The organism is Streptomyces sp. NPDC052040 (genome assembly GCF_044548405.1).
Lineage (GTDB): Bacteria > Actinomycetota > Actinomycetes > Streptomycetales > Streptomycetaceae > Streptomyces.
Genome location: NZ_JBIUBV010000009.1, coordinates 195,730 through 216,595, shown reverse-complemented (window position 1 = coordinate 216,595; position 20,866 = coordinate 195,730). Strand labels below are relative to the sequence as shown.

22 protein-coding genes are annotated in these 20,866 nt (G+C 72.2%); 15 read left to right on the top strand and 7 right to left on the bottom strand.

Annotated features, from left to right (window positions below; genetic code table 11):
• Positions 1-77: 77 nt before the first annotated feature.
• Positions 78-182 (top strand): hypothetical protein, encoded by a 105-nt coding sequence (locus ACIHAA_RS20120; protein WP_399818902.1) that lies wholly within the window; start codon positions 78-80, stop codon positions 180-182.
• A gap of 215 nt (positions 183-397) precedes the next feature.
• Here the strand turns inward: ACIHAA_RS20120 and ACIHAA_RS20115 are convergent, their stop codons facing one another.
• Both ACIHAA_RS20115 and ACIHAA_RS20110 read right to left on the bottom strand, forming a co-directional pair.
• A complete protein-coding gene (locus tag ACIHAA_RS20115; RefSeq protein ID WP_399818900.1) occupies positions 398-1,372 on the bottom strand; it encodes a DeoR/GlpR family DNA-binding transcription regulator in 975 nt (324 codons plus the stop codon).
• 179 nt (positions 1,373-1,551) lie between these two features.
• Positions 1,552-3,000, bottom strand: a complete 1,449-nt coding sequence (locus ACIHAA_RS20110) for an NAD(P)H-quinone dehydrogenase (RefSeq protein ID WP_399818898.1) — start codon at positions 2,998-3,000, stop codon at positions 1,552-1,554.
• 95 nt (positions 3,001-3,095) lie between these two features.
• Between ACIHAA_RS20110 and ACIHAA_RS20105 the strand changes: the two genes are divergently transcribed.
• The 4 genes from ACIHAA_RS20105 (at position 3,096) to ACIHAA_RS20090 (ending at position 7,363) form a co-directional block, all read left to right on the top strand.
• The gene (locus tag ACIHAA_RS20105; RefSeq protein ID WP_399818896.1) at positions 3,096-3,533 is read left to right on the top strand and encodes a gamma-glutamylcyclotransferase; all 438 of its coding nucleotides are present in this window, start codon (positions 3,096-3,098) and stop codon (positions 3,531-3,533) included.
• Positions 3,534-3,756: 223 nt separating this feature from the next.
• Entirely contained in the window at positions 3,757-4,581 is an 825-nt protein-coding gene (locus ACIHAA_RS20100; protein ID WP_399818894.1) for a purine-nucleoside phosphorylase, read from the top strand.
• 205 nt (positions 4,582-4,786) lie between these two features.
• Complete coding sequence (locus ACIHAA_RS20095) at positions 4,787-6,418, top strand: phospho-sugar mutase (RefSeq protein WP_399818892.1); 1,632 nt, start codon at positions 4,787-4,789, stop codon at positions 6,416-6,418.
• Between the two features lie 411 nt (positions 6,419-6,829).
• Entirely contained in the window at positions 6,830-7,363 is a 534-nt protein-coding gene (locus tag ACIHAA_RS20090) for an NUDIX hydrolase (RefSeq protein ID WP_399818890.1), read from the top strand.
• Positions 7,364-7,485: 122 nt separating this feature from the next.
• Here ACIHAA_RS20090 and ACIHAA_RS20085 read toward each other — a convergent pair whose 3' ends face one another.
• Entirely contained in the window at positions 7,486-8,169 is a 684-nt protein-coding gene (locus tag ACIHAA_RS20085) for a PH domain-containing protein (RefSeq protein ID WP_399818888.1), read from the bottom strand.
• Between the two features lie 362 nt (positions 8,170-8,531).
• Between ACIHAA_RS20085 and deoC the strand changes: the two genes are divergently transcribed.
• Genes deoC through ACIHAA_RS20070 form a run of 3 tightly spaced genes read left to right on the top strand, consistent with a single transcriptional unit; the run spans position 8,532 to position 11,857 of the window.
• On the top strand, positions 8,532-9,488 hold the full coding sequence (gene deoC, locus ACIHAA_RS20080) for a deoxyribose-phosphate aldolase (RefSeq protein WP_399819093.1): 957 nt from the start codon (positions 8,532-8,534) through the stop codon (positions 9,486-9,488).
• A gap of 16 nt (positions 9,489-9,504) precedes the next feature.
• Positions 9,505-10,944: an aldehyde dehydrogenase family protein gene (locus ACIHAA_RS20075; protein WP_399819091.1), complete on the top strand. Its 1,440-nt coding sequence runs from the start codon at positions 9,505-9,507 to the stop codon at positions 10,942-10,944.
• Positions 10,934-11,857, top strand: coding sequence for an aldehyde dehydrogenase family protein (locus ACIHAA_RS20070; protein ID WP_399818887.1), 924 nt, complete (start codon positions 10,934-10,936; stop codon positions 11,855-11,857). The genes ACIHAA_RS20075 and ACIHAA_RS20070 overlap by 11 nt, the downstream gene beginning before the upstream one ends.
• Before the next feature lie 82 nt (positions 11,858-11,939).
• Here ACIHAA_RS20070 and ACIHAA_RS20065 read toward each other — a convergent pair whose 3' ends face one another.
• Entirely contained in the window at positions 11,940-12,338 is a 399-nt protein-coding gene (locus ACIHAA_RS20065) for a hypothetical protein (RefSeq protein WP_399818885.1), read from the bottom strand.
• 128 nt (positions 12,339-12,466) lie between these two features.
• On the opposite strand from ACIHAA_RS20065, the gene ACIHAA_RS20060 reads away from it, so the two are divergent.
• Positions 12,467-13,102 (top strand): uridine kinase, encoded by a 636-nt coding sequence (locus tag ACIHAA_RS20060; protein ID WP_399818882.1) that lies wholly within the window; start codon positions 12,467-12,469, stop codon positions 13,100-13,102.
• A gap of 191 nt (positions 13,103-13,293) precedes the next feature.
• Here the strand turns inward: ACIHAA_RS20060 and ACIHAA_RS20055 are convergent, their stop codons facing one another.
• Complete coding sequence (locus tag ACIHAA_RS20055) at positions 13,294-14,031, bottom strand: SigE family RNA polymerase sigma factor (RefSeq protein WP_399818880.1); 738 nt, start codon at positions 14,029-14,031, stop codon at positions 13,294-13,296.
• Positions 14,032-14,294: 263 nt separating this feature from the next.
• On the opposite strand from ACIHAA_RS20055, the gene afsQ1 reads away from it, so the two are divergent.
• From afsQ1 to ACIHAA_RS20030, 5 genes are all read left to right on the top strand, one after another.
• On the top strand, positions 14,295-14,972 hold the full coding sequence (afsQ1, locus tag ACIHAA_RS20050) for a two-component system response regulator AfsQ1 (RefSeq protein ID WP_399818878.1): 678 nt from the start codon (positions 14,295-14,297) through the stop codon (positions 14,970-14,972).
• Entirely contained in the window at positions 14,969-16,537 is a 1,569-nt protein-coding gene (locus ACIHAA_RS20045; protein WP_399818876.1) for an ATP-binding protein, read from the top strand. Before afsQ1 ends, ACIHAA_RS20045 begins: the two co-directional genes overlap by 4 nt.
• Positions 16,534-17,148: a hypothetical protein gene (locus ACIHAA_RS20040; protein WP_399818873.1), complete on the top strand. Its 615-nt coding sequence runs from the start codon at positions 16,534-16,536 to the stop codon at positions 17,146-17,148. The genes ACIHAA_RS20045 and ACIHAA_RS20040 overlap by 4 nt, the downstream gene beginning before the upstream one ends.
• A 168-nt stretch (positions 17,149-17,316) precedes the next feature.
• Positions 17,317-17,865: a VanZ family protein gene (locus ACIHAA_RS20035; RefSeq protein WP_399818872.1), complete on the top strand. Its 549-nt coding sequence runs from the start codon at positions 17,317-17,319 to the stop codon at positions 17,863-17,865.
• Positions 17,866-18,010: 145 nt separating this feature from the next.
• Positions 18,011-18,217, top strand: a complete 207-nt coding sequence (locus ACIHAA_RS20030) for a PspC domain-containing protein (protein ID WP_399818870.1) — start codon at positions 18,011-18,013, stop codon at positions 18,215-18,217.
• 127 nt (positions 18,218-18,344) lie between these two features.
• On the opposite strand, the gene ACIHAA_RS20025 is transcribed toward ACIHAA_RS20030, so the two are convergent.
• Together ACIHAA_RS20025 and ACIHAA_RS20020 are read right to left on the bottom strand one after the other, a co-directional pair.
• Positions 18,345-18,686 (bottom strand): ATP-binding protein, encoded by a 342-nt coding sequence (locus ACIHAA_RS20025; RefSeq protein WP_399818868.1) that lies wholly within the window; start codon positions 18,684-18,686, stop codon positions 18,345-18,347.
• 135 nt (positions 18,687-18,821) lie between these two features.
• Positions 18,822-19,976, bottom strand: a complete 1,155-nt coding sequence (locus tag ACIHAA_RS20020; RefSeq protein WP_399818865.1) for an adenosine deaminase — start codon at positions 19,974-19,976, stop codon at positions 18,822-18,824.
• A 113-nt stretch (positions 19,977-20,089) separates the two neighbouring features.
• Between ACIHAA_RS20020 and ACIHAA_RS20015 the strand changes: the two genes are divergently transcribed.
• A complete protein-coding gene (locus ACIHAA_RS20015; RefSeq protein ID WP_399818864.1) occupies positions 20,090-20,854 on the top strand; it encodes an alpha/beta hydrolase in 765 nt (254 codons plus the stop codon).
• Positions 20,855-20,866 lie beyond the last annotated feature (12 nt).

Sequence of the window (20,866 nt, the reverse complement as noted above, 5' to 3'; positions counted from 1 at the left end):
GATCCTGGCCTTCACTCTCGACGGCGGGGCTGGAGGAGCAGGAGAAGCGGCTGCGGGACGCCGGGGTCGGCATCACCATGCCGCTGCGCCAGGGGCCCTGGGGCGAACGCCTGTTCCAGGTTGCCGACCCCAACGGCGTGGTGGTCCAGTTCGTCGGGTGGGTCGCCCCCGAGCACGGCTGACGGGGCGTCCGCCCGTCGGGGCAGGCCCGCTCGGGGCAGGTCCACTCGACCCGGATGCCCAGGTGCCCGAGTGCCCGGGTGCAGCACCGAAGCACCCCGGTACCGCGACGGCGTACCCCACCAGGCGGCACCCCGCGGCACCCGGGTGCGGAGGCTGGAGGGGGGAGGGAGCGCAGCGCGCCCACGCCCGCCCCCGCCCCTACAGACAGGGACCGTCAGCGGCGGCGCAGGTCCGCCACGCGGGCGCGTTCCCCCGTGGGCTGTTCGCCGAGGACCGCGGCGGTGCGCAGCTGGGGGCCGCCGCCCGGGACCTGCCCGCGGCGTGGGCCCGGCAGGGACACATCACGGCGCGGGGGCCGGCCCGCCGGGGCCGGGTCGCCCCCCGGAGCACCGCCTCCCGTGGCTCCCGAGGCTCCCGAGACGGCGATCTGCACGCCCTGGTCGGCCAGGGCCTGGAGTTCGGTGGCCGCGCGGTCGTCGTGCGGGGGCGGCTCGTCCGTGACCAGCCGGGTGATCAGGTCCGTAGGAACGGTCTGGAACATCGTGTCCGTACCCAGCTTGGTGTGGTCGGCGAGGACGACGACCTCCGCCGCCGCCTGCACCAGCGCACGGTCCACGGACGCCGACAGCATGTTGGACGTGGACAGCCCGCGTTCGGCGGTGAGCCCGCTCCCGGACAGGAAGGCCTTGGAGACCCTCAGGCCCTGGAGCGACTGCTCGGCACCGCTGCCGACGAGGGCGTAGTTGGAACCGCGCAGGGTGCCGCCGGTCATCACCACCTCCACCCGGTTGGCATGGGCCAGGGCCTGGGCCACCAGCAGGGAGTTGGTGACGACGGTCAGCCCGGGGACCCGCGCGAGCCGGCGCGCCAGCTCCTGCGTGGTGGTACCCGCTCCCACCACGATGGCCTCGCCCTCCTCCACGAGGCCCGCGGCGAGGTCGGCGATGGCAGTCTTCTCGGCGGTCGCGAGGTGGGACTTCTGCGGGAAGCCGGACTCCCGCGTGAAGCCGCCCGGCAACACCGCACCGCCGTGGCGGCGGTCGAGGAGTCCTTCTGCCTCCAGCGCGCGCACGTCCCGCCGTACGGTCACTTCGGAGGTCTGGACGACGCGGGCGAGCTCACGGAGCGACACGGCACCGTTCGCTCGCACCATTTCGAGGATCAATTGGCGACGTTCTGCAGCGAACACGAAACTGACAGTAACCCCAACGACCGTCTGCTTTCAGCAGTATGCGCCGAATAACAGAAGTTGTTCGCATGGCGGGTCGGAAAGTGGTATAGGCGCCCACTTGCGGCACCCATGCCCCGACCGCCACCGGCCGCGCCCCGCGCCCGGTGGCCCTGACCTGCGGCCCCGCGCCGCGGCCGTCAGGCCTCCAGGCCCGCCTTCCGGGTGTGCAACTGCCGCGCCACCTCGGCGATGGAGCCGGACAGCGACGGGTACACGGTGAAAGCCTTCGCGATCTGCTCGACCGTCAGATTGTTGTCGACCGCGATCGAGATGGGATGGATCAGTTCGGAGGCGCGCGGTGCGACGATCACGCCGCCCACGACGATCCCGGTGCCGGGGCGGCAGAAGATCTTGACGAAGCCGTCCCGGATGCCCTGCATCTTGGCGCGGGGGTTGCGCAGCAGCGGCAGCTTGACCACCCGTGCGTCGATCTTGCCCGCGTCCACATCGGCCTGGGTGTAGCCGACGGTGGCGATCTCGGGGTCGGTGAAGACGTTCGAGGAGACGGTCTTCAGGTTGAGCGGGGCCACCGCGTCGCCGAGGAAGTGGTACATCGCGATGCGTCCCTGCATGGCGGCGACCGAGGCGAGGGCGAAGACACCGGTCACGTCACCCGCGGCGTACACGCCCGGCGCCGTCGTACGGGAGACCTTGTCGGTCCATATGTGCCCGGACTCGCGGAGCTTGACCCCGGCCTCCTCCAGGCCCATCCCACTGCTGTTGGGGATCGCGCCGACCGCCATGAGGCAGTGGGTGCCGGTGATCACGCGCCCGTCGGCGAGGGTGACCTCGACCCGGTCGCCGACCCGCTTGGCGGACTGGGCGCGCGAGCGGGCCATGACGTTCATACCGCGGCGCCGGAAGACGTCCTCCAGCACGGCCGCCGCGTCGGGGTCCTCGCCGGGCAGCACCCGGTCGCGCGAGGAGACGAGGGTGACCTTGGAGCCGAGGGCCTGGTAGGCACCGGCGAACTCGGCACCGGTGACACCGGAGCCGACCACGATGAGTTCCTCGGGCAGCTCGTCGAGGTCGTAGACCTGGGTCCAGTTGAGGATGCGCTCCCCGTCGGGCTGGGCGTCGGGCAGCTCGCGCGGGTGACCGCCGGTGGCGATGAGCACGGCGTCGGCGGTGAGGGTCTCCTCGCTGCCGTCCGCGGCCCGCACGACGACCTTGCGCGACCCGTCCAGGGACTGCATGCCCTCCAGCCGCCCGCGGCCGCGCATGACCCGGGCCCCGGCGCGCGTCACGGAGGCGGTGATGTCGTGGGACTGGGCGAGCGCGAGGCGCTTCACCCGTCGGTTGACCTTGCCGAGGTCGACCCCGACGACCTTGGCAGCCTGCTCCAGCGGCGGGGTGTCGTCCGCCACGATGATGCCCAGCTCCTCGTAGGAGGAGTCGAAGGTGGTCATCACCTCGGCCGTCGCGATGAGCGTCTTCGACGGGACGCAGTCGGTGAGTACCGACGCCCCGCCGAGTCCGTCGCAGTCGACGACGGTCACCTCCGCGCCGAGCTGTGCGGCCACCAGTGCCGCTTCATATCCGCCGGGTCCGCCACCGATGATCACGATCCGAGTCACGTACCCCATTGTCCCGCACGCCGGGGGTGCGTCTCCTCCGGGGGCGCCCGGAGGCGGATCTGTTACGGAAGTGGCCGCCGGGGCGCTGTCGTACCCTCGACCTCATGTCGCTCTACGCCGCGTACGCCGGCAACCTCGACGCGCGGCTGATGACCCGCCGCGCACCGCACTCGCCGCTGCGCGCCACCGGCTGGCTGAACGGCTGGCGGCTGACCTTCGGGGGCGAGCACATGGGCTGGGAGGGCGCCCTCGCGACACTGGTGGAGGACCCGCTGTCGCAGGTCTTCGTCGCGCTGTACGAGGTCGCCCCCATGGACGAGGAGTCCCTGGACCGCTGGGAGGGCGTGGGCCTCGACATATACCGCCGGATGCGGGTGCGGGCGCACACCCTGGACGGCGAGGAGACGGCCTGGGCCTACGTCCTGAACGGCTACGAGGGCGGCCTCCCGTCGGCCCGCTACCTGGGCGAGATCGCGGACGCGGCGGAGTCGGCCGGGGCGCCGCACGACTATGTGATGGAGCTGCGCAAGCGCCCCTGCTGAGGCGGCCGCGGCCGCCTGCCGGGTCACCCACCGGCACCGCGACACATTCCGCGGAAGCGTTCAGGGGAGTCACGCGGGGGAAACGGTCGCCGGAAACCTTCGCCGGAAGCGTTCGCCGGAAACCCACGCCGGAAGCGTTCGTCGGAAACGACAAGACAACGATCGCATTCCCGTGACCTCCGTCATCTACGCGCGTAGGCCGAGAGCGGCTACCCTCGTGCGCGTGAACGCATCTCTTCTTCCGGACGACATCCAGGGCGACCCCTACGCCGCCGCCGACACCGCCGCCGCCCGCCTGCGCGAGCTGACGGGTGCCGAGACCCACGACGTCGCCCTCGTGATGGGCTCCGGCTGGGCTCCGGCCGTCGACGCCCTCGGCGAGGCCGAGGCCGAGTTCCCGGTCACCGAGCTGCCGGGCTTCCCGCCCCCGGCCGTCGCGGGCCACGGCGGAAAGATCCGCTCCTACCGGCTCGCCGACAAGCGCGCCCTGGTCTTCCTGGGCCGCACCCACTACTACGAGGGCCGCGGAGTGGCCGCCGTCGCCCACGGTGTGCGCACCGCCGTCGCCGCGGGCGCCAAGACCGTGGTCCTCACCAACGGCTGCGGCGGCCTGCGCGAGACCATGCGTCCCGGCCAGCCGGTCCTGATCAGCGACCACATCAACCTCACGGCGACCTCGCCGATCGTCGGCGCCAACTTCGTCGACCTGACCGACCTGTACTCGCACCGCCTGCGCACTCTGTGCAAGGAGATCGACCCCTCCCTGGAGGAGGGCGTCTACGCCCAGTTCACCGGTCCGCACTACGAGACCCCGGCCGAGATCCACATGGCCCGCACCATCGGCGCGGACCTGGTCGGCATGTCCACCGTGCTGGAGGCCATCGCCGCACGCGAGGCGGGCGCCGAGGTCCTCGGCATCTCCCTGGTCACCAACCTGGCCGCCGGTATGACGGGCGAGCCGCTGAACCACGAGGAGGTCCTCCAGGCGGGCCGCGACAGCGCGCTGCACATGGGCACCCTGCTCGCCAAGGTGCTGAACCGCCTGTAGAACCCACCGGCCCCGGGACCACCCGGGGTCCCGGACGGCAAGACGATGCGGCACACCTCCCCCGCCCGATTGCCCGCCCCACCGGCGGGCAATCGGGCGGGGGAACCCGTCCCACCGGCCACCGCCGCCACGGCTCCCGCTGCGGGCCGCCGCGGGCGAGGCACCAGTGCCGCCCCACCGACACTCAACGAGAGGTTGACCCGACGTGCACGACGAACTCATCGCACGGGCCCAGGCGTGGCTGGCCGAGGACCCCGACGCGGAGACCCGTGAGGAACTCGCCAAGCTGATCGACGCCGGGGACCACGCCGAGCTCGCCGCACGCTTCGGCGGCACCCTCCAGTTCGGCACCGCGGGCCTGCGCGGCGAACTGGGCGCCGGACCCATGCGCATGAACCGCTCGGTGGTCATCCGCGCCGCCGCCGGTCTCGCCGCGTACCTGAAGGCCCGGGGCCAGGGCGACGGCCTGGTGGTCGTCGGCTACGACGCCCGCCACAAGTCCGCCGACTTCGCCCGGGACACCGCGGCCGTCATGACGGGCGCGGGCCTGCGCGCGGCCGTCCTCCCGCGCCCGCTGCCGACCCCCGTCCTCGCCTTCGCCATCCGCCACCTCGGCGCGGTGGCCGGTGTGGAGGTCACCGCCAGCCACAACCCGCCGCGCGACAACGGCTACAAGGTGTACCTCGGCGACGGCTCCCAGATCGTGCCCCCGGCCGACGCCGGGATCGCGGCCGAGATCGACGCGGTCACCACGCTTACCGCGGTCCCCCGCCCGGACTCCGGCTGGGAGATCCTGGACGAGGGTGTGCTGAACGCCTATCTCGCCCGTACGGACGCCGTTCTCTCCGTCGGTTCCCCGCGTACCGCCCGTACGGTGTACACGGCGATGCACGGTGTCGGCCGCGACGTACTCCTGGCGGCGTTCGCCCGGGCCGGTTTCCCCGCCCCCGAGCTGGTCGCCGAACAGGCCGACCCCGACCCGGACTTCCCGACCGTCGCCTTCCCCAACCCGGAAGAGCCCGGCGCCATGGACCTCGCCTTCGCGAAGGCCCGCGAGACCGAGCCCGATCTGGTGATCGCCAACGACCCCGACGCCGACCGCTGCGCCGTGGCCGTCAAGGACGGCTCCGACTGGCGCATGCTGCGCGGCGACGAGGTGGGCGCCCTGCTCGCCACCCATCTGGTCCGCCGCGGGGTCACCGGCACCTTCGCCGAGTCGATCGTCTCCTCCTCCCTCCTCGGCCGGATCGCCGAGAAGGCGGGCCTGCCCTACGAGGAGACCCTCACCGGCTTCAAGTGGATCGCCCGGGTGGACGGCCTGCGCTACGGCTACGAGGAGGCGCTCGGCTACTGCGTCGACCCCGAGGGCGTCCGCGACAAGGACGGCATCACGGCCGCGCTCCTGATCACCGAACTGGCCTCCGTGCTCAAGGCCGAGGGCCGCACCCTGCTGGACCTGCTCGACGACATCGCCGTGGAGCACGGGCTGCACGCCACGGACCAGCTCTCGGTGCGGGTCGAGGACCTCTCGGTCATCGCGGACGCGATGCGGCGCCTGCGCGAGGAGCCCCCGACCCGGCTGGCCGGTCTGCCGGTCACCCGCGCCGAGGACCTGACCCGGGGCACGGACACGCTCCCGCCCACCGACGGCCTGCGCTACACGCTCGACGGCGCCCGGGTGATCGTCCGCCCGAGCGGCACCGAGCCGAAGCTGAAGTGCTACCTGGAGGTCGTGGTCCCGGTCGCCACCCCCACCGACCTCCCGACGGCCCGCATCAGGGCCAAGGACCTCCTGGCCGCCCTCAAGCAGGACCTGTCGACCGCGGCCGGCATCTGACCGCCCCCGCACCCGGCTCCCCCACCCCCGCACCCGGCTCCCCCGGCCCGCGGCCCGACCGGCCGCGGGCCGGGGTGCGTTGAGGGGTTGCGTTCGCACCGGCCGTCCGTGCGTCTTGTCCTGGGACGATCCGCTGGGCAGACCGAGGGCCGCGCTCACCGGCCGCGAGACCACTGCAAAGCGACCGTTGGCGGGTGGCGTACCCCTGCATGGCGGCTCTGTACGGTCCTCCTAAATCAGACACAGCAGAGCGGCCCTCGCCCGCGGCTTCGAGCGAGGGTGAATCATTACCCTCTGCACGCCCCACAAGTCGATCCTCTACTCGTCATGATGACGTGAATTGGATGGAAACCTGGCTGTCGGCGGCAGCAGCTCTGCGATGCTGGAAGCCCATCGAGAGGGGCCGCAGTGATGCAGTGGAAGATCCACGGGGAACGTCCGATCTACGAGAACAGCTGGGTGAACCTCTGGCTCACGGATGTCGAGACACCGGACGGCAACCGCTGGGAGCACCACGTCGTCAAGCTCCGGCACCTGGCCGTGGCCGCCGTCGTCAACGAGCGGCGCGAGGTGCTGATGATGTGGCGGCACCGCTTCATCACGAACGCCTGGGCGTGGGAACTCCCCATGGGCCTGGTCGAGGACGGCGAATCACCCCTCGACGCGGCGGCCCGTGAGGTGCGGGAGGAGACCGGCTGGCGGACCGGCCCGCTCACACCGCTGATCTACGCCGAGCCCGCCAACGGCATCACCGACTCCCAGCACCACGTCTTCCGGGCCGACGGAGCGACGTATGAGGGACCGCCGACCGAGAAGAACGAGTCCGACCGGATCGAGTGGATCCCGTTGGCCGACGTCCGGAGCATGATCGACCGGCGCGAGATCGTCAGCAGCGGCTCTCTCGTGGGGCTGCTCTATGTGCTCATGGACGAGGCGATCCGCTGACCTGACGGGGCAGCAGCCCCCCGCTGTCCGTGAGATCTACCCCGCGGAGAAACAGGCCCTCGGCGCGCGCACCCTCACGGTCGCGTTGCTGCTCCGGTAGGCCGACAGACGGGAGCCGGGCCTCACCACACCGACAGCAGGATCGCCAGCAGGACCGCTCCGGCCGCCGCTGGGGCGATCACCTCGTAGGCCCAGCGGACCGTCGGTTCGCCCTGGGCGGTCTCGGAAGCGCCGTGGCTCTCGGCGAGTTCGCGCAGGTCGTCGATGATCCGGTCGGTCTGGGCGCGGGTGGGGCCGTTCGGTACCGGGTCGGGGGCGGGGCCGCCCGGGGCGCCGCCCAGCCGGGCGGCGAGGCCGGTGCCCCGGCGGTCACCGGCGGCCGGCTTCACCGGTTGCCGGGTCGCCTTCTTGCGGGCCCGCAGCGACACCGGCACCGCCCACAGCTGGTACTTGGTCCCGGAGGCGGCGACGGCCTCGTTGGAGTAGTGGGAGCGGAGGGAGGCGAGCGCACCCCAGGGGAGCACCACGATCCGGAAGGGGTTGCGGATGCGCAGCCGTTCCTCGTTGGCGAAGACGGCCGGGCGCAGGGTGAAGGCGACGACCAGCGGGACCATCAGGAGCATCCCGGCCAGCGCCAGCCAGGGGGTGTGGCCGTGACCCCGGACCAGTGCGTCGATGCCGAGCCAGAGGACGATGCCGAGCAGCAGCACACCGGCCGCGAGACCGGAGGGCGACCGGTAGACCCGGTCCCGGGACGCGGATGCCGAGGGGTCCGGCGCGGACGGTCGGCGATCAGGGGTCGTCATGGCCCCGATTGTGCCCGACGGGCGTACGGAAGCTCGTACGCGGTGTCGAACCGGGACCCGGGGAACCGGAAGCCCGGGGCCGGGGCCCGCGGGCGGCAGGGAGGGCATCGTGGCGGGGGTGCCGGGATCCGCGGAGGGCTCGGAGGGCGTCGCGGCAGAGGGCTTCGAGGGCGCGAGGGGCCACGGAGGGCGTGGCTGCGGCGGGTTTCGGGGGGCAGGGGGTCCCGTGAAGGGCATCCCGGCGGGGGTTCCGGAGGACCGCGGAAGGCGGCGCGTCAGGGTCCCCGGAAGGTGCCGGGGAGCCGTACGCGGTCCGGGGGGTGTACAGCCGCTACGCGCGTAGATATGCTCCTCTGGTGACCATGCCCACCCATGCCCCAGCACACTCGCTCTCAGACGTCACCGCGTCCGACAGCACGCTGCGCCGCTTCCTCCACGGGCTGCCCGGCGTCGACGCGGTCGGCCTGGAGGCGCGCGCCGCCTCGCTCGGCACCCGCTCCATCAAGACCACCGCGAAGGCGTACGCCATCGATCTGGCCATCTCGATGGTCGATCTGACGACGCTGGAAGGCGCGGACACCCCGGGCAAGGTCCGGGCGCTCGGCGCCAAGGCGGTCCACCCGGATCCCACGGACCGCACGACCCCCACGACCGCCGCCGTCTGCGTCTACCCCGACATGGTGGCCACCGCCAAGGAGGCCGTGGCGGGCTCCGGAGTGAAGGTCGCCTCCGTCGCCACCGCCTTCCCCGCGGGCCGCGCCGCGCTGGACGTGAAGCTGGCCGATGTGCGCGACGCCGTGGCCGCGGGCGCCGACGAGATCGACATGGTCATCGACCGCGGGGCGTTCCTCGCGGGCCGGTACCTGAAGGTGTACGACGAGATCGTCGCCGTGAAGGAGGCCTGCGGGACCAGCGCCCGGCTGAAGGTCATCTTCGAGACGGGCGAGCTGTCCACGTACGACAACATCCGGCGGGCCAGCTGGCTCGGCATGCTGGCGGGCGCGGACTTCATCAAGACCTCGACCGGCAAGGTCGCCGTCAATGCGACCCCGGCCAACACCCTCCTCATGCTGGAGGCCGTCCGCGACTTCCGCGCCCAGACCGGTGTGCAGATCGGCGTGAAGCCCGCCGGCGGCATCCGCACCACCAAGGACGCGATCAAGTTCCTGGTCCTCGTCAACGAGACCGCGGGCGCCGACTGGCTCGACAACCACTGGTTCCGCTTCGGCGCCTCCTCGCTGCTCAACGACCTGCTGATGCAGCGTCAGAAGCTGGCCACCGGCCGCTACTCCGGCCCCGACTACGTGACGGTGGACTGAGACCCCCATGGAAAACGTGTCATCCGTGTTCGAGTACGCACCGGCGCCCGAGTCCCGCTCGGTCGTCGACATCGCCCCTTCCTACGGCCTGTTCATCGACGGCGAGTTCGCCGAGGCGGCCGACGGCAAGGTCTTCAAGACGGTCAGCCCGTCCACCGAGGAGGTCCTCTCCGAGGTCGCCCAGGCGGGAGAGGCCGATGTCGACCGCGCGGTGAAGGCCGCCCGCAAGGCGTTCGAGAAGTGGTCGGCGCTGCCCGGCTCCGAGCGCGCCAAGTACCTGTTCCGCATCGCCCGCATCATCCAGGAGCGCAGCCGTGAGCTGGCCGTCCTGGAGACGCTGGACAACGGCAAGCCGATCAGGGAGACCCGCGACTCCGACCTCCCGCTGGTCGCCGCACACTTCTTCTACTACGCGGGCTGGGCCGACAAGCTGGAGCACGCGGGCTTCGGCCGCGCCCCCCGTCCGCTCGGCGTTGCGGGCCAGGTCATCCCCTGGAACTTCCCCCTGCTGATGCTGGCGTGGAAGATCGCCCCGGCGCTGGCGACCGGCAACACGGTCGTACTGAAGCCCGCCGAGACCACCCCCCTGTCCGCGCTGTTCTTCGCGGACATCTGCCGCCAGGCGGGCCTGCCCAAGGGTGTCGTCAACATCCTTCCGGGCTACGGCGACGCGGGCGCCGCGCTCGTCGCCCACCAGGACGTGAACAAGGTCGCCTTCACCGGTTCCACGGCCGTGGGCAAGGAGATCGCCCGCACGGTGGCGGGCACCAGCAAGAAGCTCACCCTCGAACTGGGCGGCAAGGGCGCCAACATCGTCTTCGACGACGCGCCCGTCGACCAGGCCGTCGAGGGCATCGTGAACGGCATCTTCTTCAACCAGGGCCAGGTCTGCTGCGCGGGCTCCCGGCTGCTGGTGCAGGAGTCGGTCCACGACGAGCTGCTGGACTCCCTCAAGCGCCGCCTGTCGACGCTGCGCCTCGGCGACCCGCTGGACAAGAACACCGATATCGGCGCGATCAACTCCGCCGAGCAGCTGGCCCGGATCACCGCGCTCACCGAGCAGGGCGAGGCGGAGGGCGCCGAGCGCTGGTCCCCGGCCTGCGAACTGCCCGCGTCCGGCTACTGGTTCGCCCCGACGCTCTTCACCGGTGTCACCCAGGCGCACACCATCGCCCGTGACGAGATCTTCGGCCCGGTGCTCTCGGTCCTCACCTTCCGCACCCCGGACGAGGCCGTGGCCAAGGCGAACAACACCCCGTACGGCCTGTCCGCCGGTATCTGGACGGAGAAGGGCTCCCGGATCCTGGCCATCGCGAACAAGCTGCGCGCGGGTGTCGTCTGGTCCAACACGTTCAACAAGTTCGACCCGACCTCGCCGTTCGGCGGTTACAAGGAGTCGGGCTTCGGCCGCGAGGGCGGCCGCCACGGCCTGGAGGCGTACCTCGATGTCCGATAAGACGGAGAAGACCGAGCGGTCGGAGAAGTCCGAGCAGCGGCTGTCGGTCTTCAAGACCTACAAGCTGTACGTGGGCGGGAAGTTCCCGCGTTCCGAGAGCGGCCGGGTGTACGAGGTGACGGACTCCAAGGGCAACTGGCTGGCGAACGCTCCGCAGTCCTCCCGCAAGGACGCCCGGGACGCCGTGGTCGCCGCGCGCAAGGCGTTCGGCGGCTGGTCGGGGGCGACCGCCTACAACCGCGGGCAGATCCTCTACCGCATCGCCGAGATGCTGGAGGGCCGTCGCGAGCAGTTCGTGCGCGAAGTGGCCGACGCGGAGGGCCTGTCGAAGGCGAAGGCGGCGGCCGTGGTCGACGCGGCGATCGACCGCTGGGTCTGGTACGCGGGCTGGGCCGACAAGATCGCCCAGGTGGTCGGCGGCGGGAACCCGGTCGCGGGCCCCTTCTTCAACCTGTCCTCCCCCGAGCCGACCGGCGTGGTCGCGGTGCTGGCCCCGCAGGAGTCGTCCTTCCTGGGGCTGGTGTCGGTGATCGCCCCGGTGATCGCGACCGGCAACACCGCGGTCGTGGTCGCGAGCGAGAAGGCCCCGCTTCCGGCGCTGTCGCTCGGCGAGGTGCTCGCCACCTCCGACCTGCCCGGCGGCGTCGTCAACGTCCTGTCCGGCCGTACGGCGGAGATCGCGGCCCCGCTCGCCGCGCACCAGGACGTCAACGCGATCGACCTCGCGGGCGCCGACGAGGTGCTGGCGAAGGAACTGGAGATCGCGGCGGCGGACAACCTGAAGCGCGTGCTGCGCCCCCAGGCCGTGGACCACACCGCGACCCCGGGCACCGAGCGCCTGACGGCCTTCCTGGAGACCAAGACGGTCTGGCACCCCACGGGTTCGCTGGGCGCCTCCGGCTCCTCGTACTAGGCCGGACACGGCGAGAGCCGCGCCTCCCCGCCCGGGGCAGGCGCGGCTCTCGCCGTGTCCGGGAGGCGGCCCCGCAAGGCAGTCAGTGCGTGCCGCGCAGCACCTGGCCGACGACCGGAACGCTGCCCAGCGACTGCGCCTCGGCCACCGGACGGGTCAGGCTCTGCGTGCCCAGCGGCTTGAAGTCGCCGATCCGGGTGGCAAGCCCGTTGTCCAGCGGGTCGACACCCGTGCCCGCGAGCGGGTTCGGCCTGAGGTCCGCGAGCGGCCCGGTGACCCGCCCCACGACCCCGGTCAGCTCCGGCAGCCCCTGGGCCTGGGCCTGGTCGAGCGACACGGGCCGGGTGCGCATCACACCGAGGACCGGGGCGCTGTCCGCCGACGCCGCTGCCGCTCCCGCCCCCAGCGTGGCGCCCGCGGTCGCGAGAAGAACGAGAACGCGGCGGGCGGTGGGGGACTTGGGGGAGGCGTGTCGTGCCATGGCTGCTGCCACCTTTTCACTTCGGAGCGTAATGCTGTCGACACGAAGGGTAGTTGAGGTGTGATGTGCGCTCCAACGTCGACCCGCGGGGTCGGCAGGGTGTACGGGATGCGTCAGACTGGTGACTCGTGAGTCTCCATCCTCCGGCCCCCGCCCGCGTCGTGCTCCTGTGCGGCCCCTCCGGCTCCGGCAAGTCCCTGGTGGCCGCCCTGTCCGGGCTGCCCGTGCTCCGGCTCGACGACTTCTACAAGGAGGGCGACGACCCGACCCTGCCCCTGGTGGAGGGGAGTTCGGACATCGACTGGGACCATCCGCAGTCGTGGGACGCGGAGGTCGCGCTCGCGGCCATCGGCGAACTGTGCGCGGTGGGACGGACGACGGTCCCCGTGTACGACATCGCGCGCAGCGCCCGCGCGGGTGAGGAGACCCTGGAGATCGAGCGGACGCCGGTGTTCATCGCGGAGGGCATCTTCGCCGCGGAGATCGTGGAGCGCTGCCGCGAACTGGGGCTGCTCGCCGACGCACTGTGCCTGACCCGGGGTCCGCTGACCACCTTCCGGCGGCGTTTTGTGCGCGATCTCAAGGAGGGCCGCAAGTCGGTCCCGTTCCTGCTGCGCCGCGGCTGGCGGCTGATGCGCGCGGAGCGGTCGATCGTGTCCCGGCAGACGTCGCTCGGCGCCCATGCCTGCGACCGGGACGAGGCGCTGGGGCGGCTGGCCGCGGCGGCCGCGGGGCGGCGGGCCCCGGCGAGGGCCGCGGTCTGAGCACGGTCTGAGCACGAGAAGCGGGACTGGACGGACCCCCCGGCCCTCCAGCCCCGCTCCCTTGTGGCCCCGGGTTTCCCCATGGTCCCCCGTGACCCGCGGTTCCCCCCGGTACCGCTCCCCCGTGCTTCCCCCGCGGTGACGACTCCCCCGAGTCCCCGCGGCGGCTTTCCCCCGTTTCCCCCCGTCCTTCAGGCGACGAGCTCGCCGAAGGACTCCTCCTGGTCACGGCCGAAGCTGAGGACCTCGTCCTCGCGCAGCCGGCGGAGCGACCGCCAGATGCTGGACTTCACCGTGCCGACGCTGATGTCGAGGATCTCCGCGATCTCCGGGTCCGTGCGGCCCTCGTAGTAGCGCAGGACCAGCATGGTGCGCTGGAGTTCGGGCAGCCGGGCCAGCGCCTGCCACAGGACGGCGCGCAGTTCGGTGCCGCGCATCGCGTCCGTGTCGCCCGCGGTCTCCGGCAGCTCCTCGGTCGGGTATTCGTTCAGCTTGCGGCGGCGCCACGCGCTGATGTGCAGATTGGTCATGGTGCGCCGCAGGTATCCGCCCACGGCAGCCTTGTCACTGATCCGGTCCCAGGCGCGGTAGGTCGAGAACAGCGCGCTCTGGAGCAGGTCCTCGGCCTCGAACCGGTCGCCGGTCAGGTGGTAGGCGGTGGCGTACAGGGAGGCGCGGCGCTCTTCGACGTAGGCGGTGAACTCCGCCTCCGTCACCGAACGGCGCTCCCCCGGGACCTCCCCGTACGCGGCTCCCCCGTGAGCCTCCCCCGTGTGCGCGTCAACCACCGTCATGTACGCGGTGTGCTGACGCCCGGCGCCGCGAGCGCACCCCCGCCCGCTCACAGCACCGGACCTCTCGCCGTACCGGGTCACGTCGTGGAGGCGTGTGATCACTGCGCCCGTGCTGGTGCCGTGCGGCGTGTTCATCCTGTGCCCCCCGTCGGTGCATTCCCGGTCGTTTGTGCGGCCCTGCTTGTGTCGAAAAGCCTGCCCGGGCCACTTCATGGCCGTGTCCGCCGACTGTCACAGAGCTGTCACAGGGCCCGTCCGCCCCGGTTGCGCCGGGCCGTCACGGAGCAGAGCGGTACGGTCACCCATCCGTACGGGCGCCGGGGTGCGAAGCAGCCGGGTTCGGCCGGGGCGTTCCGCGCAGTCGATAGACCACCGGGGCATGGGCCAGAATGGCCCCCGTGCCTTCCCTGTTGCTGATCGAGGACGACGACGCCATCCGAACGGCCCTGGAGCTCTCACTGACGCGCCAGGGACACCGTGTGGCCACCGCTGCCACCGGAGAGGACGGCCTGAAGCTGCTGCGCGAACAGCGGCCGGATCTGATCGTGCTGGACGTCATGCTGCCCGGCATCGACGGTTTCGAGGTGTGCCGCCGTATCCGGCGCACCGACCAGCTGCCGATCATCCTGCTGACCGCGCGCAACGACGACATCGACGTCGTGGTCGGGCTGGAGTCCGGCGCCGACGACTATGTGGTCAAGCCCGTGCAGGGCCGGGTGCTCGACGCCCGGATCCGGGCGGTGCTGCGGCGCGGCGAGCGGGAGTCCAGCGACTCGGCGGCCTTCGGCAACGTGGTCATCGACCGGTCGGCGATGACGGTCACCAAGAACGGCGAGGACCTCCAGCTCACCCCGACCGAGCTGCGGCTGCTGCTGGAGCTGAGCCGGCGGCCCGGGCAGGCGCTGTCCCGGCAGCAGTTGCTGCGGCTGGTGTGGGAGCACGACTACCTGGGCGACTCGCGGCTGGTCGACGCCTGTGTGCAGCGGCTGCGCGCCAAGGTGGAGGACGTTCCGTCGTCCCCCACGCTGATCCGTACGGTCCGTGGTGTCGGATACCGGCTGGACGCCCCTCAGTGACCGATCCGCACACCGAACCCCGCGGCTGGGCCGCCGCACGCAGGACCGTCCAGTCCCGTCTGCGCTTCACCAGCCTGCGGCTGCGCCTGGTCGTGGTCTTCGGACTCGTCGCGCTGACCGCGGCGGTGTCGGCCTCCGCGATCGCCTACTGGCTGAACCGCGAGGCCGTGCTCACCCGCACCCAGGACGCGGTGCTGCGCGACTTCCAGCAGGAGATGCAGAACCGGGCGAGCGCGCTGCCGGTCCATCCCACGCGGGACCAGTTGCAGCACACCGCCGGGCAGATGGCGAACAGCAGCCAGCGCTTCAGTGTGCTGCTCACCGCCCAGGACGAGCACGGCAGGACCGTGACCGGCAACTCCGACCTGGACACCTTCACCCTGGAGGACGTGCCCGCCGCGCTGCGCAAGGCGGTGGACAAGCAGCAGAAGTCGTCCGGCGGGGCGTCCGCCTACCACCTGTACTGGCAGCGGATCGTCGAGGACGACAAGCCGTATCTGGTGGGCGGCGCCAGGGTGACGGGCGGCGGCGCGACCGGCTACATGCTCAAGTCCCTGGAGCCGGAGGCCAAGGACCTCAACTCGCTCGCCTGGTCGCTCGGCATCGCGACCGGTCTGGCGCTGATCGGCTCGGCGCTGCTCGCCCAGGCCGCCGCCACGACCGTGCTGAAGCCGGTGCACCGCCTCGGCATCGCGGCCCGGCGTCTGGGTGAGGGCAAGCTCGACACCCGGCTGCGGGTGTCGGGCACCGACGAACTGGCCGATCTGTCCCGGACGTTCAACCGCGCCGCCGAGTCCCTGGAGAAGACGGTCGCGGACATGAGCGCCCGCGAGGAGGCCTCCCGGCGCTTCGTCGCCGACATGTCCCACGAGCTGCGGACGCCGCTGACGGCGATCACCGCGGTCACCGAGGTGCTGGAAGAGGAACTGGACGCCGAGACCGGCAGCGTCGACCCGATGATCGAACCGGCCGTACGGCTCGTGGTCAGCGAGACCCGGCGGCTGAACGACCTGGTCGAGAACCTGATGGAGGTCACCCGCTTCGACGCGGGGACGGCCCGGCTGGTCCTGGACTACGTGGACCTCGCCGACCAGATCACCGCGTGCATCGACGCCCGCGCCTGGCTGGACGCGGTCGAACTGGACGCCGAGCGCGGCCTCATGGCCCGCCTGGACCCGCGCCGCCTCGACGTCATCCTGGCGAACCTGATCGGCAACGCGCTCAAGCACGGCGGTTCGCCGGTACGGGTGTCGGTGCGCGAGGAGGGCGAGGAACTGGTCATCGCGGTACGGGACCACGGCCCCGGCATCCCCGAGGACGTCCTGCCGCATGTCTTCGACCGCTTCTACAAGGCCAGCGCCTCCAGGCCGCGCTCCGAGGGCAGCGGACTCGGCCTGTCCATCGCGATGGAGAACGCGCACATCCACGGCGGCGGCATCACCGCCGCCAACTCCCCCGAGGGCGGGGCAGTGTTCACGCTGCGGCTGCCGCGGGACGCGTCCCCGCTGGTCGAGGAGGAGCTGCGGAACGGCAACGGCAACGGCACCAGGGGGAACGCCCGATGAGCACACGAGCCGGGCGCTGCCTCGCCGCCGCCGGGGTGCTGGCGGCGCTGCTGTCCGGCTGCGGCATCCGCGCCACCCAGGTGCCGACGGACTTCGGCGCCGCGCCCTCCCGGATGCCCTGCGCGCTGTCCGGCACGGACGCCTCGGCGCAGGCGGGCCGCGGCATCCCGGTCCAGGTGTTCCTGCTGTGCGCCTCCCAACTGGTCACCGTGGACCGCTTCGTCCGCATCCCCGACGGCACCGCGGAGGCGGAGCGCCGGGTGCTGGTCGCGCAGGGGCTGCTGGACCAGCTCGCCGCGACGCCCTCGCCCGCGGAGAAGCAGGCCGGGTACACCACCGGGGTGACCGGCACGATCAAGGTCGCCGGGCCGCGTGGCAAGGACCCGGCGGACACCTTCCGGCTGAGCACCCGTCCGGAGGTGCTCGGCTCCTACGCCCTCGCCCAGATCGTGTGTACGTTCGCCGACTCGGAGGCGACCACCGCCGACGACGGCAGTGTGGTGCTCGGCGGCCCCGAGGGGCAGCCGCTGCGCCGCTACACCTGCACGAGCGAAGTGCGCTCCCGGCCGGGTTCCGTGACCCCGCCCTCGACGGAGGCCCTGGAGGACTGAGGCCGCGGGCGCGCCCCGGCGGCAGCGGAGCCCCGCCTCGTGCGGGGGACGAGGCCGACGCGGAGACCCCGGCCCGCCGAGCGGCGCCGCGGAGGCGGAGAGCCCGGCCGATACGAGCCGCGAGGCAGAGGCGGAACCGACTGCGCGGGGCGTGGCGTCTTGGGGGGCGTGCAGCGTCAAGGCTCAGACGGCGGCAGTGCCGCGTTCCGCATCCGGGTGGCCGGGAGTGTCCTCCTCGTCGCGCATCTGGCCCTCGTCGCCTGGCTCACGCTGCGCCCGCTGGACGTGCCCTGGGTCAGACCCGCCAACCTCCAGCCGCTGGCCGGGATCCGGGCCGATCTGGCCCTGGGGTGGCCCGAGGCCGCCCGACGGCTCGGCGAGGGGCTCGCGCTGCTGGCGCCGCTCGGGGTGCTGCTGCCGATGGCGGGCGGACGGCTCGACGGCTCGCCGTTCGCCTCCCTGGTCCGTACGGTCGCCACGGGCACCCTGGTCTCCCTGGGCATCGAGTTGGCCCAGACGGGGGTGCCCGGCCAGGTCGCCGACATCGACTCGGTGCTGCTGAACACCGCCGGGGTGGCGCTGGCGCATGTGCTGGTCCTGCCCGCGGCCCGGGTCCTGCTGCGCCGGTTCGTGTCCCGGCGGCGGACCGCCCACCCCCGGGAGGAGACGCCTCAGGGGCGGACCCCGACGATTCCCAGGGTCGGAATAGCTCCTTAGAGTGACGCTTCTCCCGCTTCGTCCCCGTAGCGTGGAACACGTCGGAACGGGTACCAGAGGCGGACATCGCCGAGGGCCCGGGCGCCGACCGGACTCCCGGCAGAAGCCGGGACCGCTTCCCGCCACGGTTCGCGAAGGAGCCACCATGACCGCCCTTGCCCGCCCCACCCACGGACGGATGATCGGCGGAGTGTGCGCAGCGCTGGCACGGCGCTTCGGCACCTCCGCGACCACGATGCGGGTGATCTTCCTGCTGTCCTGCCTGCTTCCGGGCCCGCAGTTCCTGCTCTACATAGCCCTGTGGATCCTGCTTCCCGCTGAGGACAAGGCGGGTGCTTCCGCGGCCTGGTGACACGGCGCGGTGACCCGGCCCGGTGACCCGGTGCGGCCCGGCCCTTGGGGCGCGGCCCCCGGACGCGGACGACGCCGTGGGGCGGCCCCGGCGAGGGGCCGCCCCACGGCGTCACGGACGGTGTGCGTCAGGCCAGCGGGATGCCGTTCAGCGGCACGTCCCGGGTGGTCGGCGACGAGCTGACGGGCAGTCCGCCGAGCAGCCGCCCGACCGGTGCGGCCGGTCCGTGGGCGGCGGCCTTCCCGACGGTCGGCACCGCGGTGCCGAGGGCGTGCTGTCCCCGGCCGAGCACCTGGCCCGCGCCGGGGACCGTTCCGGTGACCTTGCCCAACGGCACCGCGTGGGCCACGGCGTCGGGCCCGGTGATGTCCTGCACGGCGGGGGCCGCGCTCGCGACACCCGCGCCCGCGGCGGCGAAGGCGGCACCGAGGGCGGCGACCCCGAGGGTTCTGGCAGCAGACTGCTTCATGGTGAGTGCGTCCTTGGCTCGGATGACGGGGAGGGGTACGAGCGGTTCCGGAACCGTAGGCACGCGCCGACGGGCTCCGCAAACACCCCCGGACGCCATGGACGGTGGCGCCCGGCCGCCGGTCGGCGGACCCGCTCAGCCCTCGTCGGCCCTCGAAGCGCTGGTGGAAGCGGTTCCCTTGAACAGCCATTCGGACTTCAGCTCGGCGTATCCGGGCTTGATGACGTCGTTGATCATCGCCAGTCGTTCATCGAAAGGGATGAACGCCGACTTCATGGCGTTGACCGTGAACCACTGGAGATCGTCGAGTGTGTAGCCGAAGGCGTCGACCAGATGCTCGCACTCCCGGCTCATGCTCGTGCCCGACATCAGCCGGTTGTCGGTGTTCACCGTGGCCCGGAAGTGCAGCCGCCGCAGCAGCCCGATGGGGTGGTCGGCGTACGAGGTGGCGGCGCCGGTCTGGAGGTTGGAGCTGGGGCACAGCTCCAGCGGGATGCGCTTGTCGCGGACGTAGGAGGCGAGGCGGCCGAGCCTCACCGAGCCGTCGTCGAGGACCTCGATGTCGTCGATGATGCGTACCCCGTGCCCGAGCCGGTCGGCGCCGCACCACTGCAACGCCTGCCAGATGGACGGCAGTCCGAAGGCCTCCCCGGCGTGGATGGTGAAGTGGTTGTTCTCGCGCTTGAGGTACTCGAAGGCGTCCAGGTGCCGGGTGGGCGGGAAACCGGCCTCGGCGCCCGCGATGTCGAAGCCCACCACGCCCAGATCGCGGTAGCGGTTGGCCAGTTCGGCGATCTCCAGGGCCCGGGCCGCATGCCGCATGGCGGTGAGCAGGGCGCCGACCCGGATGCGGCGGCCGTCCGCGGCCGCCCGCCGTTCGCCCTCGCGGAAGCCCTCGTTGACCGCCTCGACGACCTCCTCCAGGGTGAGCCCGGCCTCCAGATGCTGTTCGGGGGCGTAGCGCACCTCGGCGTAGACGACCCCGTCCGCGGCGAGGTCCTCGGCGCACTCCGCGGCGACCCGGACCAGCGCGTCCCGGGTCTGCATCACTCCGACGGTGTGCGAGAAGGTCTCCAGATACCGCTCCAGGGAGCCGGAGTCGGCGGCCTCGCGGAACCAGAGACCGAGCTTGTCCGGTTCGGTCTCGGGCAGGTTCCCGTACCCGGTCTCCCGGGCGAGTTCGACGACGGTGGCGGGGCGCAGCCCGCCGTCGAGGTGATCGTGCAGCAGGACCTTGGGCGCCCGGCGGATCTGGTCCGGGTTCGGGGTGTTCCGGTGCTGGCTCGTCATTTCCGCACCATAGGCCCTACGCGCGTAGAGCCCGGGAAGGGCCGGGACGTCGATACGCAAAGGTGACCCACAGGACGGGTCGCGGACACCGTCGCTTCTGACACTGTTCTGTCATGGCACACCAAGCGACGCCGCTGCGCAGGGCCCGGCTGGGGCGGGTGCTCGGCCCGGAGCCGACGACGGTGAGCGGCGTGGTGCTGCTGCTCCCGGGCGGCGACGAGGTCTCCGCCCGCAGACCCTCCGCCCTGTTCGCGACCGCCTCCGTCCACGCCCTCGGCCGCCGCCTGGCCCGGGCGGGCCACGACGAGGGCCTGGTCACCCATGTCGTGCACTACCGCTACCGGGGGTGGAACGGCAGCGAGGCGCATCCCGCGCAGGACGCCGCCTGGGCCGCCGACGAGGTCGTACGACGCCATGGCGACGTTCCGGTGTGCCTGGCCGGGGTGGGCATGGGCGGCCGGGCGGCGCTGCACGCGGCCGGGCATCCGGCCGTCAGCTCGGTGCTCGCGCTGTCCCCCTGGCTGCCCGAGGAGGACATGGCCGCATCCCCCGAACCGGTGAAACAGCTCGTCGGGCGGCGGGTGCTGATCGTGCACGGCACCAACGACGAACGCACCGACCCCGAGCTGTCCTTCCGGCTGGCCGCCCGTTCGAAGAAGGCCAACCGTGACATCTGCCGCTTCGAAGTGCACTCCGACGGGCACGGGTTGCGCCAGTACCGCTCCGAAGTACAGGCGCTCGCCGAGGACTTCGTGATGGGCACGCTGTTCGGGCGGCCGCTCTCCCGGCCGGTGGAGGACGCGCTCGCTGCGCCCCCGCCCATCGGGCTGCGGATGCCGCTGGCGGCGGGCTTCGGCAGTTCGCTGCACAAGAGGTAGCGCCCCGGGGCG

What these genes read in the sequence shown, in the direction of transcription:
- ACIHAA_RS20090 (WP_399818890.1), top strand. Translation starts at nt 6,830, where the DNA reads ATGCAGTGGAAGATCCACGGGGAACGTCCGATCTACGAGAACAGCTGG.
- ACIHAA_RS20040 (WP_399818873.1), top strand. Translation starts at nt 16,534, where the DNA reads ATGAGCACACGAGCCGGGCGCTGCCTCGCCGCCGCCGGGGTGCTGGCG.
- ACIHAA_RS20105 (WP_399818896.1), top strand. Translation starts at nt 3,096, where the DNA reads ATGTCGCTCTACGCCGCGTACGCCGGCAACCTCGACGCGCGGCTGATG.
- ACIHAA_RS20015 (WP_399818864.1), top strand. Translation starts at nt 20,090, where the DNA reads ATGGCACACCAAGCGACGCCGCTGCGCAGGGCCCGGCTGGGGCGGGTG.
- ACIHAA_RS20020 (WP_399818865.1), bottom strand. Translation starts at nt 19,976, where the DNA reads ATGACGAGCCAGCACCGGAACACCCCGAACCCGGACCAGATCCGCCGG.
- deoC (WP_399819093.1), top strand. Translation starts at nt 8,532, where the DNA reads ATGCCCACCCATGCCCCAGCACACTCGCTCTCAGACGTCACCGCGTCC.
- ACIHAA_RS20110 (WP_399818898.1), bottom strand. Translation starts at nt 3,000, where the DNA reads ATGGGGTACGTGACTCGGATCGTGATCATCGGTGGCGGACCCGGCGGA.
- ACIHAA_RS20065 (WP_399818885.1), bottom strand. Translation starts at nt 12,338, where the DNA reads ATGGCACGACACGCCTCCCCCAAGTCCCCCACCGCCCGCCGCGTTCTC.
- ACIHAA_RS20085 (WP_399818888.1), bottom strand. Translation starts at nt 8,169, where the DNA reads ATGACGACCCCTGATCGCCGACCGTCCGCGCCGGACCCCTCGGCATCC.
- ACIHAA_RS20120 (WP_399818902.1), top strand. Translation starts at nt 78, where the DNA reads ATGCCGCTGCGCCAGGGGCCCTGGGGCGAACGCCTGTTCCAGGTTGCC.
- ACIHAA_RS20070 (WP_399818887.1), top strand. Translation starts at nt 10,934, where the DNA reads ATGTCCGATAAGACGGAGAAGACCGAGCGGTCGGAGAAGTCCGAGCAG.
- ACIHAA_RS20030 (WP_399818870.1), top strand. Translation starts at nt 18,011, where the DNA reads ATGACCGCCCTTGCCCGCCCCACCCACGGACGGATGATCGGCGGAGTG.
- ACIHAA_RS20055 (WP_399818880.1), bottom strand. Translation starts at nt 14,031, where the DNA reads ATGAACACGCCGCACGGCACCAGCACGGGCGCAGTGATCACACGCCTC.
- ACIHAA_RS20025 (WP_399818868.1), bottom strand. Translation starts at nt 18,686, where the DNA reads ATGAAGCAGTCTGCTGCCAGAACCCTCGGGGTCGCCGCCCTCGGTGCC.